Consider the following 14836-nt stretch of genomic DNA (forward strand, 5'->3'; position numbering starts at 1 on the left):
GGAATATCGTTTATCGACAACTTCGGCGGTTACAGAAACTACCCCGGTTATTGAAGTCTTTTTTCGGTCATCCGGACCTGGCGTATATCGCCGGGTGATGTTCGCTTACTTTGTTTCTGATTAGTATGTCAGGGTCAGAGCTACGCATGCCGCTGTCTACTATAATACCACCGTCGCAATCCAGGTTTGCGTCTTGCGCAAGTTCAGCATTGGGGATGGCTCCTATACCGATAACAACGACGTCTGCGGGTTTCGTAGTGCCGTCGGACAAACGGATACCGGAAACTCGGTCTCCCTCAGTGAGAATCTGGTTGACGCTAGCATTGAAGTAGAACATTACGCCGGCGGAGGCCATGCGGTTTCTGACAAAATTACTTGTTAATGGTGACGCTACTCGACACATCGCTCGGCTGTTGGCCTCAAACACAGAGACTTGTTTTCCCTGTAGATTGGCAGCGGAGGCGACTTCAAGCCCGATAACACCCGCGCCGAGAATGGCCACCTTCTCGCATTCCGGGGCTAACAGGGCATTACGTAATGCGGCGGAGTGGTCAAGATTCCTGAGATAGAAAACATTTTTTGCGCTCTCACCAGGTAAATCAATAGGACGTGGCCTCGCTCCTGTTGCCAAAATCAGCGTGTCGTATTTAATTTTCCTGCCGCCTTGAATCACTACTTGCTTTGCCGATCGTTCAAGCGCTATTACTTTACCGCCTTGTTCAAATTCAACTTTGTTGTCCCGAAAGAAATTAGGAGAACGGATCGGAGTTGGCGAGGGCAACTCATCTGAGGTCAAATAGGCTTTGGACAACGGGGGACGCTGGTAAGGCAGCGTGTTTTCCTCGCCCAAAATGGTAATCGTTCCGTCGAATCCATTCTGGCGGAGAGCCTCTGCGGCGGTCAGGCTGGCTATTCCAGCGCCAATGATAACTATTTTTTGCATATTCGCTCGATTCCTCTTTTGTTTTTGTAGCACTATAAAAGTCCGCGCAGTCGAGCTTCAGTGACTGCCTGAACCCGGTTGGTTACTTTAAGTTCGCTGAAAATCTTCTTCATATGCCATTTGACGGTATCCTCCGTCACGAGAAGCCGTTCAGCGATCTCTCTGTTGGTCATTCCGTTGCTTACGCATTTCAACAGAGAAATCTGCTTTATCGTGATAGTTGAGTGGGCATTGCCGGGCACAGGTGGCACGCTGGAGTCTTCTATTCTGACATCGGGATCCTTCGTAGCTTTAGCTTCAGAGTCGTCTGGCAGATCGTTAAAAAGATCCTGAGCAAGGGGGCTAAGAGAAAGTAGCGCTTCTTTGATCCAGAGCCGTGTGAAGTGACAGTTCAAATGTTCCGAAAGTAGGTTTGCATCAAGAATCATGCGCTTCGCCGATTTTGATGAGCCGAGGGCAAACGCTGCCAGGGCCTGACAATAGTGGGCGGCGATCCTGGTTCTAGCGTCTGAAATTGCGCTGGCGCTTTGTAGTGCTTGTTTGGCATATTTTTCGGCGACACCAAACTGTTTCCCAAGCCGTAGTCTATACATTGAGGTTACCAGGGCCATACGTGCTTGAATGGCCTGGTTTTGATTTGGCAGGAACGTCAGCTCACATTCATCGGGGAGTATGGGTGGACCCAATTCCTCGTTGTTCAGGAGAGTAAACTCAGCTAACTGAACTTTAGTCAGGATATTTAGACGAGAGAGCTCTCGCTCGCAGGAGGCTAAGCGGGATTGTTCCAACAAGGCCATGGCTCTATCTCGGAACCCTTGGTGGTACAGAAAACGGCTGTAGGCCTGTGTACACCCCCACAGAATATCTGTAACGCCATAGTTCAAAGCGAAATCGAACGAAGCCTGTGCAGATTCCTGGGTAACCAGGTGATGGTTCTGTTCGTGCAGGATTTGTAACTCAAGGGTGCCAAACATTTTATTTAAAAAAGTTTTTGGCACCTGAATCTTTTCTGCTGTTTTATTCGCCTGGATCAACACACTCATTGCTCGGGCGATGTCACCCTTGAACAGTTCAGCCTGAATTTCTGCAGTTTTAAGCCAGATAAAAGCGTAATGTTGATTGGATGACTGGATGGCCACAGCCGCTCGATGGGACAATCGCTCCAACTCTTCAAAATGGCGTCCACTGGAGGCAATGAATGCCTGGCAAGTAAGTGCTGCGCCTTTGCCAACCATGTTACGGTCGCCAAAGGAGTCTATCCATTTTTGACAGAGAACCTGACTCTCCAGTAATTCATCCTGTGTAGCTTTGCCTATCGCATTAACCAATTCCCGCCATCCTTCCTCATCAAGATTGCCCACCCCCCTGGAGCTCGGATGAAGCGAACTAACCAGTATTTCCTCTGCTTGACGAGCTTGTTGGCTGAAATACAAAATCCACGCGTAACCTATGCTCAAGGCAGCGATTTTTTTTATCGTACGAGCCGGTACTTTTCCAAACCAGGTGCGAAGTACTTCGATTTCACCCTGCCTCAGAGCCACGTCCAGAATAATGCTGTCACTTACGACGCGAGCCCAACGATGGTCACTGGCTTCCAGAGCTGCATTGATTGAATGGAGGTACTCTCCCCTACGCCAATGCCAGAACGCGACCCGTTTCAGTACATACGAGCGACGTTCTCGTTGGGTGGTGTTAAATAAACTACGCAAATACTCTCGCAGCACAGGGTGCATATCCATACGATCACCAGAAGTTCCGGTGGGAGCTAAAAGAGCATAATGTTCGTTAAGAAACGTAATTTCCCGGTCGGCCTCTTCTGTCTTATAGACATAGCCATAGCATTCAGCGCTGATTACTTCGAGCATCGCTGCATTGCAAAGAAAGGTCCTCGTACTATCGGGTAATGCAGTTAAGAGGTTGTCCCTGAAATACGAGCGAGTTTCCGGCCAAGTCGCTGCGGGGAGATTTGGGTTTGGGGTTTGGCACATAAGCCTGACAAGTGCTGGCCATCCACCGGTGGCTTTTATGATGTTGCTGGCTTCGGGGCCACCCATACCCGATAATTCACTAACCTCCTCTTCTGTAAATACAAGTTCATCAGCACCATACGTTACAACACCCGTCATCATAGACAAACGCGCCAACGCCCCGACGCGACTCGGTGCAATGAAAAATTTCACATTGCTCGGTGTTTCACAGATTAAATCCTCAATCAAATCCGCGGTATGTTTAGCCTCGCCAATCCCATCAAGGCAAATTCTTATCGTCTTTTTTGCATTACACAGTGCGTTTCGAAGAGCTTCGATGGTGTCGATGTCACTTTTTATCGTGCGCCAAGATTCAACTCCTTCGATTTGATATAAAACTAACGCTGCAAACAAACTGTCATTAACGCCATATGAGTCAGGGAAAGATCGGGTATTGATGTAAACGACGCTCTCAAGTTCCAGTTCGCGAGTGTTTGCTGCAAAGGCCACTTGTACAGATTTTCCATAGCCTGGCGGGGCCCGATACAGAACTACCTTTGATTCAGGCGTAGCAGAAGCGCTCAGGCAATAGCGGTCTAAACACCCTTGAGTAATGAAACACTGACGAGCCCACATCCTTTCAGACATCCTCCGACACCAGTCTTCCAAGCTATGGCGGGTCATGACAATCCGATCTCCTGCTTCGTCTCCCCGAAACGCGAGGGCGCTATGGGGTGAAAGCATATTGATAGATGTCTAGTGCGAAAACTACCCCTTAGGGTAGTTGTTTGATATCCGGTTCTGGCCAAACCTGTTCATGCCTACAACTTGTCAGTTCACCTGAGGGACTCGGTGTTCGCACAATGTAGAAAAATGATCAAGCTGAAAAACAATAAGGTGATCCTAATGTCAATGTCAGAAAATGTCTTAACAACAGAGTCTCTTCAGAGAGACCCTGATGCCGAAGGTTATGTCGACAGAAAACGCCACCTCTGGGTCCTTTCTGTGCTGTGGCCAGCGACGCCTCTTATTGGCCTTTATTTGGTATCCCAGACTGGATGGAGCATTTGGTACGGATTGGTGTTGATCCTTTGGTATGGCGCAGTTCCCTTGATTGATGCCATGTTTGGAGAGGATTTTTCAAACCCCCCCGAGTCGGCTGTGCCTCGGCTTGAACAGGATCGTTACTATCGGGTACTGACCTACTTGACGGTTCCTATTCACTATGCCGCCTTGATTGTCAGTGCCTGGTGGGTATCCACGCAACCAATGAGTGTTTTCGAGTTTCTGGCATTGGCCCTTTCCCTGGGAATCGTGAATGGCCTGGCTCTGAACACAGGCCACGAACTTGGCCATAAAAAAGAAACGTTTGACCGTTGGATGGCGAAGCTTGTCCTCGCCGTGGTCGGATATGGTCATTTCTTCATTGAGCACAATAAGGGGCATCACCGTGATGTGGCTACGCCGATGGACCCGGCGACATCCCGCATGGGTGAGTCCATTTACTCATTCTCACTGCGTGAAATTCCCGGTGCTTTCAAGCGGGCATGGGATTTAGAGGAACAGCGCCTCAGTCGTTGTGGAAAAAGTGTCTGGAGCCTGGAGAACGAAGTTCTTCAGCCTATGATTTTGACCGCTGTGCTTTATGCGGGATTGCTGGCGTTTTTTGGTCCCTTAATGCTGATCTTTTTGCCCATTCAAATGGCCTTTGGCTGGTGGCGCTGACCAGCGCCAACTACATTGAGCATTACGGATTGCTGCGCGAGAAGATGTCGGATGGACGTTATGAGCGTCAACAACCGCACCACTCATGGAACTCAAACCATATTATGTCGAACCTGATTCTGTTTCATTTGCAACGACATTCCGACCATCACGCCCATCCTACAAGGTCCTATCAATCGCTTCGCGATTTCAAAGACCTGCCTTCCTTACCTTCGGGATATCCCGGAATGTTCCTGGCCGCAATGTTTCCCTCATGGTTTCGTTCGATAATGGACCACCGGGTGCTGGATTGGGCTAAAGGAGATCTCGACAAGATTCAGATTCAACCCGGCAAGCGTGAATTCTATGAGCGTAAATTTGGTGGGACTGATTCTGAATCAGTCGATACCGCCGCGGCTAAATGATCGGCTAATCGGAACTTATATACCTCGTTTACTTTATTTACGTTGCAGAAAAAGAGCCTCTGACGTGCACCTGAAAGAGGGTGCGCGTCGGGCGCTACCAAAACAAAGACAATAATATCGTTTGAAAGGTGCTCTAAATGGCTAAATATCAATGCCCTGATTGTGGTTATGTATACGACGAAGTGGTTGGTGATCCGCACGAAGGCTTTCCTGCAGGAACGACATGGGAAAAAATTCCTGAAGACTGGTCCTGTCCAGACTGTGCCGTCAGGGATAAGGTTGACTTCGTTGCGCTTCAAGAAGCGAACCCGGAACTTTCGGTGTCCGCAACCAATACAGCGGTCCGCCCTGCCAGCCAAGCTAAGACCGAGGGAGCATCGCAGAAAGCAACGGACGCATCTACTCCTTCAGCTAAAAATAAAACAAAGCCCAAAGCGAAACCGAAGCCCACCTCTTCAAAATCGCCCAAAGACTCGACTCAAAAAGATACCTATCGGAAGTGGGTCTGCATCACTTGCGGCCATATCTACGATGAAGCTCTCGGAGATGAAGCCGAAGGCTTCCCTGCGGGCACTCGTTTTGAAGATATTCCAGACGATTGGTGCTGTCCGGACTGTGGTGCCACAAAAGAGGACTATGTCCTCTATGAAGACTAGTAATCCGATTGAAAATAACAACAGTCTCGTTCAGCAAGAGGTGATTTTATAATGCAGATTGCTAGTCTGGCGGAGGTTGGGGTGACCAATGTGTCAACCAGCGATACGATTGATTCAACGTTCGCGGCCCTACAGCGGGCACAACTTGCGCGTCGCGGAAGCTTTACCTTGGAGGCTCGAATAGCGCAGCTCGACCAGCTGCGGGATTCAATTAAACGCCACGAATCAAACATCATTGCGGCGTGCGCGGCGGACTTTCGAAAACCCGCTCCAGAAGTCAAATTAACTGAACTCCTGCCGGTGCTTCAGGAAATTCGACACACTAAAAAACACTTGCGTAAATGGATGCGTCCGAAGCGAGTGGCTGCATCCGTTGGTGTTCTGGGCACGAAATCTTATGTTCGGCCAGAACCAAAGGGAGTGTGCCTGATTATTGCACCGTGGAATTATCCGCTCAATCTTGCGCTCGGACCTCTCGTCTCAGCGTTAGCTGCAGGGAACGGAGCCATCATTAAACCCTCGGAAATGACACCCCATACCTCAAAGGTGATTGCCAACATTGTCGCCGAAACCTTCCCTCCCGATCTGGTTTCCGTGATTGAGGGTGATGCCGCGGTAGCGCAGAAACTGTTGGCCTTGCCCTTCGACCATATATTCTTCACGGGCAGTCCTGCGGTCGGCAAGCTGGTCATGGAGGCTGCCGCCAAGAATCTTTCCTCAGTGACACTGGAATTGGGGGGTAAGTCCCCGACCATTGTCGGTCCAGATGCCAACATAAAGAGGGCTGCAAGAAACATTGTCTGGGGTAAGTTTGCCAATAATGGACAGACCTGTATCGCCCCAGATCATGTTTTTGTGCACGTTAATATCGCAGATCAATTCAATGAAGCACTTAAAACGGAAATTGGGCGAGTCTATGGAAAAACACCAGAAGCCCAGAAATCGACCGCCGACTATTGCCGGATTGTAAATCGACGTCATTTCCAGCGAGTTTCAAACCTGATAGATGATGCCAAAAGCAAAGGTGCAAGAGTCTTTGAAGGCGGTGTTACAGATGCTGAAGAGAATTTTATTGCTCCGACGTTAATTTCAAATGTATCCAGTGACATGGATATTTCACGTGAGGAGTTATTCGGCCCGATCTTACCCGTTATTGAATTCGACGATATTGATCTGGTTATCAAGAAAATCAACGATAACCCTAAACCGCTTGCGCTTTACATATTCGACAAAAAAGAGTCTTTTGCCACGGATATTATCGAGCGAACGAGCTCCGGCGCTGTAGGAGTCAACCTTACAGTTGTGCATTTTCTACATCCGGGTCTGCCGTTTGGTGGAGTTAATAATTCCGGGATAGGGGCGGCACACGGTGAATACGGCTTCCGCGCTTTTTCGCATGAAAAGGCGTTGATGGAGGATAAACATTCTCTTATGCATCTTCTTTTCCCACCCTATACAGCCTGGGTCCGGCGTCTTATAGAGGCAGCTGTTCGAATTCTGGGCTGAGCATAATCAAATAATAAGAGAGTTATTATGTACGATTACATTATTGTCGGTGCGGGATCGGCGGGCTGTGTATTGGCCAATCGGCTTACGGCGGACTCTTCAAAGCGAGTAGTGTTGCTAGAAGCGGGCCCAAAGGATAAAAATCCACTCATACATATGCCTATAGGTATAGCACTCCTTTCCAATAGTAAAAAGCTGAATTGGGCTCTTGAAACCGAACCTCAAGAACATCTGAAGGAGCGCCGCCTGTTTTGGCCTCGTGGTAAAACGCTTGGCGGGTCCTCTTCTATCAACGCCATGGTCTATATCAGAGGTCACAAAGCCGATTATGACCACTGGGGTCAAGTTGCCGGGACCGACCTCTGGGGATGGGATCGCGCTTTAAAATTGTTTCGTCGACTGGAAGATAATAAACGTTTTGGCGCAGATTCTTACCATGGGGAGGGCGGTGAGCTCACCGTAAGTGAACTCAAATCAGTCAATCCGTTGAGTCGAGATTTTGTTCGAGCGGCACCTCATGTAGAGCTCCCGGTAAACACGGACTTTAATGGAGAGACGCAAGAGGGATTGGGACTCTACCAGGTGACACAAAAAAATGGTCGGCGTTGGAGTTCAGCGCAGGCATTTCTGCGTGTCGCGGAGAACCGGCCTAATCTTGATGTGCTAACGGACGCGCGGGTAACCCGGGTGGTAATGGACGGTAAGCGGGCAGTCGGTGTGACACTGAACCAGGGGGGCGAATATCGCCAGCTTAGACTCAATAACGGCGGTGAAATCATATTGTCTGGTGGTGCGGTTCATTCACCACAACTGCTGATGCTTTCGGGAATCGGTGATAGCCAAGAGCTTGGAAAACACGGGATCCCCCTTGTGCATCATCTTCCTGAGGTCGGCCAGAATCTGGTTGATCATTTGGATATTACGATCATGCACGCGGCGAACTCACGTTTGCCCATTGGCGTTGCTCCCAGTTTCCTGTTTCGGGGCGTGAGCGCATTATTCTCATATATCTTTGCGCGACGTGGATTTCTTACCAGTAATGTTGCCGAGTCCGGAGGCTTTGTTAAATCCGAGCGCTCGTGCGAACGGCCAAATGTGCAATTCCACTTTTTGCCAACTTACCTGAAGGATCATGGACGAAAAGTGATGGCCGGGTATGGGTACACCTTGCATATTTGCGATCTAATGCCCAGAAGCCGCGGTTTTATTGGCCTCAAAAGCCCTGACCCATTGGCCGACCCGTTGATTCAACCCAATTATCTCAGTAACCCCGAAGACATCAAAACAATGATCTCGGCCGTTAAATTTGGACGACGGATACTCGGGGCACCAACAATGGCTTTACATAGTGAACGAGAAATTAAGCCCGGAAACTTGGTGTCTTCGGACGGTCAGATTGCGGACTTTATCCGGGAAAATGCAGAGACTATTTACCACCCCGTTGGCACTTGTCGTATGGGCGCGGATCCGGATTCAGTCGTTGATCCGGAATTGAAAGTCAGAGGGATTGAAGGGCTAAGAGTTGTCGATGCCTCGATAATGCCCAGTTTGGTTGCCGGTAACACCAACGCACCCACCATGATGATTGCCGAAAATGCAGCCGACATCCTCTTGGGAAATGTTTAGGTTCAAACCCGGATTATGCCTTCTACATTGGACCTTAATGACGCCAGATACTCGCGTCAACCAACTACAAAAACGACAGGAGATAAACGTGCTTGGCCAAATGATGAACATGGAGCTCACCGTGAATTCCTTGATCGACCATGCTGCTCGCTACCATGGAGACGCTGAGATTGTGTCGATAGGAACGGATGGAAATCCCAGTCGATCTGACTGGGCAACTGTTTCGGAGCGGTCGCGACAACTTGCGTCAGCGCTTCGAACGGCAGGCTATGTCCAGGGGGATCGGTGCGCGACCATTTGTTGGAATAACGTGGGGCACCTGGAATGTTATCTTGGCATCTCTGGTGGCGGGATGGTGTGTCACACTATTAACCCGCGACTGTTTCCAGAACAACTCGTTTACGTTATCAACAATGCTCAAGACAAAGTCATATTCTTTGACAAAACGTTCCTTCCCATTGTTTCAAATATCCGAGACCGACTGGAGACGGTTGAGGAATTTGTATTGATGTCCGAACCGGACGAAGAAATTGCAGCGCAATTTCCAGGATTGTTGTTTTATGAAGAGTTTCTCCAGCGAGGAACGCCTAACGCGAATTGGCCTGAAATCGCCGAAAACCAGGCTTCAAGCCTCTGCTATACATCGGGCACCACTGGAAATCCCAAAGGGGTGCTCTATTCACACCGCTCCACCGTTCTGCACGCGCTGGTAGCTGCTCAACCCGACGCACTGAATTTATCGGCACGGGATGTGGTGATGCCGGTTGTTCCTATGTTTCACGTAAATGCGTGGGGGGTACCCTACATTACGGCGATGGTTGGAGCCAAACTGGTGTTGCCTGGTCCTGGCCTGGATGGGCAAAGTTTGGTCAAGCTGATCGATTCAGAAAGCGTAACGATTGCGCTGGGTGTGCCTACGATTTGGCAGGGACTTCTCTCGGCTTTGGACGAGCTTGGCTCCTCGGCACAGTCGCTTAAACGGACGGTGATAGGGGGTAGCGCTTGTCCGCCCTCAATGATGTCGGAGTTTCGTGGTAAGTATGGCGTAGAAGTTGTCCATGCATGGGGAATGACAGAAACATCACCGATCGGAACCGTCAATGCACTGCTGTCGAAACACAATACTCTTTCGGAGGAAGGAAGAAACAAAATCCGTGAAAGCCAGGGACGGCCTCCCTACGGGGTGCAGCTCAAAATTGTGGGTGAAGACGGCCATCAACTGCCCGAAGATGGCATTGCTCAGGGAAATCTCCGCATCCGTGGTCATTGGGTGGTAGCCGATTACTTCGGTGTTGAACCAAATCAGACTCTTGAGGAAGACGGTTGGTTCGAGACAGGTGATGTTGCTTCGATCAATGATGATGGATTTATGACAATACGTGACCGCTCAAAAGATATTATTAAATCTGGTGGTGAATGGATATCTACAGTCGAATTGGAGGGAATCGCAATGGGCCATTCTGCCATCAATGAAGCTGCCGTAGTGGCGGCCTCCCATGATAAATGGGACGAACGACCGATCCTGTTGGCAGTAAAAATACCCGACGCAAATATTACTGAGGAGGAACTTCTTGCTCATTATCAAGGGAAAGTCGCCAAGTGGCAGATCCCGGATCGCGCGATCTTTGTGGAAGGATTGCCACGCAATGCCACTGGGAAAGTATTAAAAAACAAGCTGCGTTCTGAGTATGGGGAAGTATTAGTCAATAAACCGGCAAGCTAGCTTCAATGAGTGGCATTTGTGTTACGAAAAATTGCAGTTTTACCTAAAGCCAATTTGTTTTAATACCAAAAAGGATAATAAAAAATGAAACCTAAAATAATTAGTAAAGTCTCGTTAGTGGCGTTCCTTTTACTTTCACTTGCTGCGAGCCTGGCCAACGCTCAATCTGAGCCGGTTTACAGTAGAGGCGACTGGGTGGTTGGGCTGAATGCCACTAGAGTTCTAACCGATGAAGATTTGCGATCAGCCTCTGCGGGGAGTGCCCCCGTTCCAAATTCCAACCTGTCTATTAACAACGATACGACCGTATCATTCGACGTGTCGTATTTTCTGAGTAATCAGCTGGCATTTAACATTTTTGGCGGCATTCCCGCTAGTGCGGACCTCCAGGGCGAAGAGTCTCTCTCCGGTCTTTTTCTTGGTCAAACAGATTATGGTCCGGTAATTCTTTCGCTTCAGTATCATGTTTTGACGGGTAGCAACTTCTCTCCGTACTTTGGAGCGGGTGTAGGACGGATTCTCTTTTTAGATGAGAAGGATCGCGCACTAACCGACTTCGACGTCGAAGATACATGGGCCCCTGCGGTTCAGGCTGGTTTTCGCTGGAGGATACACAATAACTGGTCGGCAAATTTTGACGTTAGATATGCACCCTTCGAGGCGGATATCACCGGTAACCTGGGCCCGGCCCCTGTTCAGGCAAAAGTGGAAGTGGACCCCACTATCGTGAGCATCGGTGTTGCATATCGCTTTTAAATGCCAAGTATACCAACCGTCTGCATTTGCTGGTCGCTTTCAGCAACCTGCTGATTGATAAAAACCTGCAGCGTAAGACCAATGCGCCCCTTTTCCGCCAAGATTGCGGAAAAGGGGCAAAAACCAGCGGTTATTCAGATCTTCCTTAGGTATATAGCCCCAGCCTTATGCATCATTTAAAGGTCTCGTATCGTTTAGTCGAGTAGTATATAGCCATCAGGACCGGCACGTCCTTACTATAGAAAACCTTTTCAGTAGTCCCGCAAGTTTCATTTAATCGAGCAAGTGTCTTAACATTAATACCGCTCGTAACTATCGGTTCTTGATGTCCACCATCAATAAGCCGGAATCTTACTGTGTTTGATTTACACACCGCTTGAAGCTTGCAGTCTGAAAAGCCCTGTCTTGGCTGCCACCACCCATCCGCATGAAAAAGCATATGCTCAGATGAACCAAAACAAGAGGTCGACACCGAATGGGCGATGTTGCTTATGAAGGATTGAGTGATCGGAACCTCTACCCATAATGGCCGATAGAGACTTCGCTTTTTCTTTGTGGGTAAAATCAAGTTCATATTTTCGTCGGTAATTGCAAGGTGAGGTTATTAGTGGGACATATAGAGAATTATTTCACCTACATGGACTCCCCCTGCGGTCAAGCAACGCCATTTGAATCCGAAGCGGTTTGAGACTGCGGCTCTACATTCGGCCTCTTTGTGGGCGTTTTTGCCCGGGCCAGGATGATGATGCGTGTGAGCGGGGACCTTATTCGTTAGTCGGCTTCGCTGAGCCGCAGAAATAAACAGGTTCTCCCACTCTCGGTCTGACCGTTCCGTCATCGCTTGCCGTTGCAAGACTCTTCTGGCAGGCTTGTTCTGCCTGTCGTTGGTGCTCGGTTTTAGCCCTCCACAGGCTGTGTCTTAAACTCGGTTTGATTCATGAGTAGTGCCCATATAATCCGGGCGTTCTTGGCCGCCATCGCAACGGCGGCCCGCTTGTATCCACGTCGTTCCACCAGGTCTTTGGCCCAGTCACTGAGTCGATCATTCTTATCCGGTAATTTTGCAATCACTGCCCGGGTGCCATGGATCAGCAGCGTTCGCAGGTATTTGTCCCCGCGCTTGGTGATTCGGCCAAGTCGCACCTTGCCACCGGTCGAGTATTGTCGGGGCACCAGACCCAACCATGCGGCAAAGTGTCGCCCACTTTTGAACTGTCTGGGGTCAGGCGCACTGGCCAGCAGGGCTGTTGCGGTCTGTGGTCCGATACCCGGTATGGCCATAAGGCGCTTGGCCTGCTCATCGCTCCGGGCCATCGCTTCGACCTCCCGATCGTAAGCCAGGATTTCTTCATCGAGCTGTCGAATGCGTTGGTTGATGTTGTTGATTAAGCGGCGAGCGAGCATGGGTAAGTCGTTTTCGGCATCCTCCAGGATTTCGGGAACCCGGCGCCGTGCGGCGTAACGGCCCTGGGGAATGATCAGTCCGAACTCGGCCAGCAGCCCACGAATCTGATTGATCTGCGCGGTGCGTTCTTTGGTCAGTCCACGGCGAATACGATGCAGGCACAGTACGGCTTGCTGGTCTTCGGTCTTGATTGGAACAAACCGCATATTCGGCCGACCTACTGCCTCACAGATGGCCTCGGCATCGTTGTCGTCGTTCTTGCTGCTCTTGCGATAGGGCGCGACAAACCGGGGTGCAATGATTCGGACATCGTGGCCGAGTTTGGTCATTTCCCGAGCCCAATGGTGGGCACCCGAGCAGGCTTCCATGCCAATCAGGCAGGGTGGGAGCTGAGCGATATAAGGCAACAGCTTGGGCCGGTTCAGTCGTTTGCGAACCACGACCTTGCCGTGTTGATCGGTGCCATGAATACTGAACACAGTTTTCGCCAGATCGATGCCAATGGTTGTAACATTCATGATGACTCCTCCTGCTTTTGATTGAAGATGTCAGACACCTTCAATGTGGCACATCGATGCCGTGGGAGCAGGGGGAGTCCATATCATTCGCTATGGTGCTCTCGGTTTACCAGAGCAACAGTAATGTGTCTGGCTACGGGAAATTCCGCCGGTTGTGGCTCACGCATCCTTTGCGCTCACTGAAAGCTGTCGGTCGTAGGATATGATATCCATAGGCCGTATGAGTTGTGCATTGCTTTCGCAATTTTGGGCAAACTAAGGGCACAGCTCTACTCGGTCGTCAATTTCAATTTATGGACTGACCGCTCACCAAGGACTTCAGTTCAATATCCGGATCCTTCAACATTTCAGGATTGACCTGCCTGCGTTGTTGAACGAGGGTCTTGCCGACCATAAAAGCGATGGGCAGGTTGACCGCATCAACAGCAATGACACAGCCATCGCGGAGATAGAACACCGCAAATCCCTTGTCTTCCGGGCTTCCGCGCAGCACACGCTGATCATGATATTGCGACAACCCCACCATCTGCAGACGCACGTCATACTGGTTCGACCAGAACCATGGAGCGCTATTATAGGGTTTCTTCTCGCCCATCAGGGTTGCCGCCACTGTCCGGGCCTGATCAACCGCGTTGGCGACAGATTCAAGGCGCTGCATCTTCTCGAAGAAAAGATTCCGGTGGCGGGTACAGTCGCCGATCGCCAGGATGGCTGGATCTTCTGTGCGGGTAAACTCGTCAACAATAATGCCGTCATCACAGGGCAGGCCGGCGGCCTCAGCCAGCGCGGTTTCCGGCACAACACCCACTGAAACGAGCACGATGTCGGCCGGTACAGTGCCGCCGCTCGCCAATGTCACGCCAGCCACATGCCCCTGATCGCTAGCTTCGAAACCGGTTACCGCCGTGTTCAGGCGTAGATCCACGCCAGCGTTACTGTGTTTGGTGTAAAAAAACTCCGACATTTCCGGGCCTGTTACACGCTGCATAAGACGCTCGGCCGCTTCCAGTACCGTGACATCAACGCTTTTTTTGGTAGCGCTGGCTGCCACTTCAAGGCCAATGTAACCACCACCCACGATGACCAAGCGTTTCCCCGGAACCAGTTGTTCACGCAGGGCATCCGAGTCAGCTATGTCATGTAGGTAATGAATGCCCTTCAAGTCAGCCCCGGGTGCGTTCAGGCGTCGAACGTGTGACCCCGTGGCCAGGACCAGTCGATCGTATTTCAATGTGCTCTGGTCCGACAAACTGATGGTCTTGTTGTCCCGATCAATTTGTTCGGCACGTACACCGAGCCGCAACTGATGGCCGGCGTTCTCGTACACCGAGCGCGGCTTGAGGTACAGCGACTCCTGATCCACCTCGCCTGCCAGGTAGTTCTTGGACAGGGGCGGCCGCTGATAGGGTGGATGTGGCTCTTCGCCCACCAGGACCACCTCATGTTGATATTTCTTTTGCAGCAAGGTTGTCAGGAGCGCACCTGCTGCGTGCCCGCCGCCAACGATGACTGTCGTCTCTTTCTGTTGGTTTGCCATAGCCTGTCTCTTTCTACTGTTCTTTGGAATCAGATTGATCAGAAGTCCAGATGCCAACTGAGCCCTGTGA

At 50.4% G+C, this 14836-nt stretch carries 11 protein-coding genes; 7 read left to right on the top strand and 4 right to left on the bottom strand.

Going from position 1 to position 14836, the window contains the following annotated elements; all coding sequences use genetic code 11:
• Positions 1–67 precede the first annotated feature (67 nt).
• Positions 68–943, bottom strand: a complete 876-nt coding sequence (locus ARC85_RS08400; RefSeq protein ID WP_286714706.1) for an NAD(P)/FAD-dependent oxidoreductase — start codon at positions 941–943, stop codon at positions 68–70.
• A gap of 32 nt (positions 944–975) precedes the next feature.
• A complete protein-coding gene (locus ARC85_RS08405) occupies positions 976–3546 on the bottom strand; it encodes a LuxR C-terminal-related transcriptional regulator (protein WP_197536006.1) in 2571 nt (856 codons plus the stop codon).
• A gap of 237 nt (positions 3547–3783) precedes the next feature.
• Between ARC85_RS08405 and ARC85_RS19640 the strand changes: the two genes are divergently transcribed.
• The 7 genes from ARC85_RS19640 to ARC85_RS08440 all read left to right on the top strand — a co-directional run bounded on the left by ARC85_RS19640 (position 3784) and on the right by ARC85_RS08440 (position 11306).
• Complete coding sequence (locus ARC85_RS19640) at positions 3784–4635, top strand: alkane 1-monooxygenase (RefSeq protein ID WP_353744294.1); 852 nt, start codon at positions 3784–3786, stop codon at positions 4633–4635.
• A complete protein-coding gene (locus ARC85_RS19645; protein WP_353744295.1) occupies positions 4626–5039 on the top strand; it encodes a fatty acid desaturase in 414 nt (137 codons plus the stop codon). The genes ARC85_RS19640 and ARC85_RS19645 overlap by 10 nt, the downstream gene beginning before the upstream one ends.
• Before the next feature lie 137 nt (positions 5040–5176).
• Positions 5177–5695 (top strand): rubredoxin, encoded by a 519-nt coding sequence (locus ARC85_RS19700; RefSeq protein WP_014422297.1) that lies wholly within the window; start codon positions 5177–5179, stop codon positions 5693–5695.
• 51 nt (positions 5696–5746) lie between these two features.
• Positions 5747–7201, top strand: a complete 1455-nt coding sequence (locus ARC85_RS08425; RefSeq protein WP_014422296.1) for an aldehyde dehydrogenase family protein — start codon at positions 5747–5749, stop codon at positions 7199–7201.
• A gap of 27 nt (positions 7202–7228) precedes the next feature.
• Positions 7229–8827 carry a GMC family oxidoreductase gene (locus ARC85_RS08430; RefSeq protein ID WP_014422295.1) on the top strand — a complete coding sequence of 533 codons (1599 nt, stop codon included), beginning with the start codon at positions 7229–7231 and terminating at the stop codon, positions 8825–8827.
• Positions 8828–8864: 37 nt separating this feature from the next.
• The gene (locus ARC85_RS08435) at positions 8865–10550 is read left to right on the top strand and encodes a long-chain fatty acid--CoA ligase (RefSeq protein WP_227716479.1); all 1686 of its coding nucleotides are present in this window, start codon (positions 8865–8867) and stop codon (positions 10548–10550) included.
• Positions 10551–10634: 84 nt separating this feature from the next.
• Complete coding sequence (locus ARC85_RS08440; RefSeq protein WP_008170303.1) at positions 10635–11306, top strand: OmpW/AlkL family protein; 672 nt, start codon at positions 10635–10637, stop codon at positions 11304–11306.
• An 897-nt stretch (positions 11307–12203) separates the two neighbouring features.
• Here ARC85_RS08440 and ARC85_RS08445 read toward each other — a convergent pair.
• Positions 12204–13229 (bottom strand): IS110 family RNA-guided transposase, encoded by a 1026-nt coding sequence (locus tag ARC85_RS08445; protein WP_008170306.1) that lies wholly within the window; start codon positions 13227–13229, stop codon positions 12204–12206.
• 286 nt (positions 13230–13515) lie between these two features.
• Positions 13516–14766, bottom strand: a complete 1251-nt coding sequence (locus ARC85_RS08450; protein WP_041654915.1) for an NAD(P)/FAD-dependent oxidoreductase — start codon at positions 14764–14766, stop codon at positions 13516–13518.
• Between the last annotated feature and the right edge of the window lie 70 nt (positions 14767–14836).

Source organism: Marinobacter sp. tcs-11 (assembly GCF_002049515.1).
In the GTDB taxonomy this organism is placed as follows: Bacteria; Pseudomonadota; Gammaproteobacteria; order Pseudomonadales; family Oleiphilaceae; genus Marinobacter; species Marinobacter nauticus.

Bases quoted from the DNA above. Each gene is read 5' to 3' on its own strand.
- ARC85_RS08425 (WP_014422296.1), top strand. From the start codon at position 5,747: ATGCAGATTGCTAGTCTGGCGGAGGTTGGGGTGACCAATGTGTCAACC.
- ARC85_RS08405 (WP_197536006.1), bottom strand. From the start codon at position 3,546: ATGTGGGCTCGTCAGTGTTTCATTACTCAAGGGTGTTTAGACCGCTAT.
- ARC85_RS08440 (WP_008170303.1), top strand. From the start codon at position 10,635: ATGAAACCTAAAATAATTAGTAAAGTCTCGTTAGTGGCGTTCCTTTTA.
- ARC85_RS08430 (WP_014422295.1), top strand. From the start codon at position 7,229: ATGTACGATTACATTATTGTCGGTGCGGGATCGGCGGGCTGTGTATTG.
- ARC85_RS19640 (WP_353744294.1), top strand. From the start codon at position 3,784: ATGATCAAGCTGAAAAACAATAAGGTGATCCTAATGTCAATGTCAGAA.
- ARC85_RS08445 (WP_008170306.1), bottom strand. From the start codon at position 13,229: ATGAATGTTACAACCATTGGCATCGATCTGGCGAAAACTGTGTTCAGT.
- ARC85_RS08400 (WP_286714706.1), bottom strand. From the start codon at position 943: ATGCAAAAAATAGTTATCATTGGCGCTGGAATAGCCAGCCTGACCGCC.
- ARC85_RS19700 (WP_014422297.1), top strand. From the start codon at position 5,177: ATGGCTAAATATCAATGCCCTGATTGTGGTTATGTATACGACGAAGTG.
- ARC85_RS08450 (WP_041654915.1), bottom strand. From the start codon at position 14,766: ATGGCAAACCAACAGAAAGAGACGACAGTCATCGTTGGCGGCGGGCAC.
- ARC85_RS08435 (WP_227716479.1), top strand. From the start codon at position 8,865: ATGACGCCAGATACTCGCGTCAACCAACTACAAAAACGACAGGAGATA.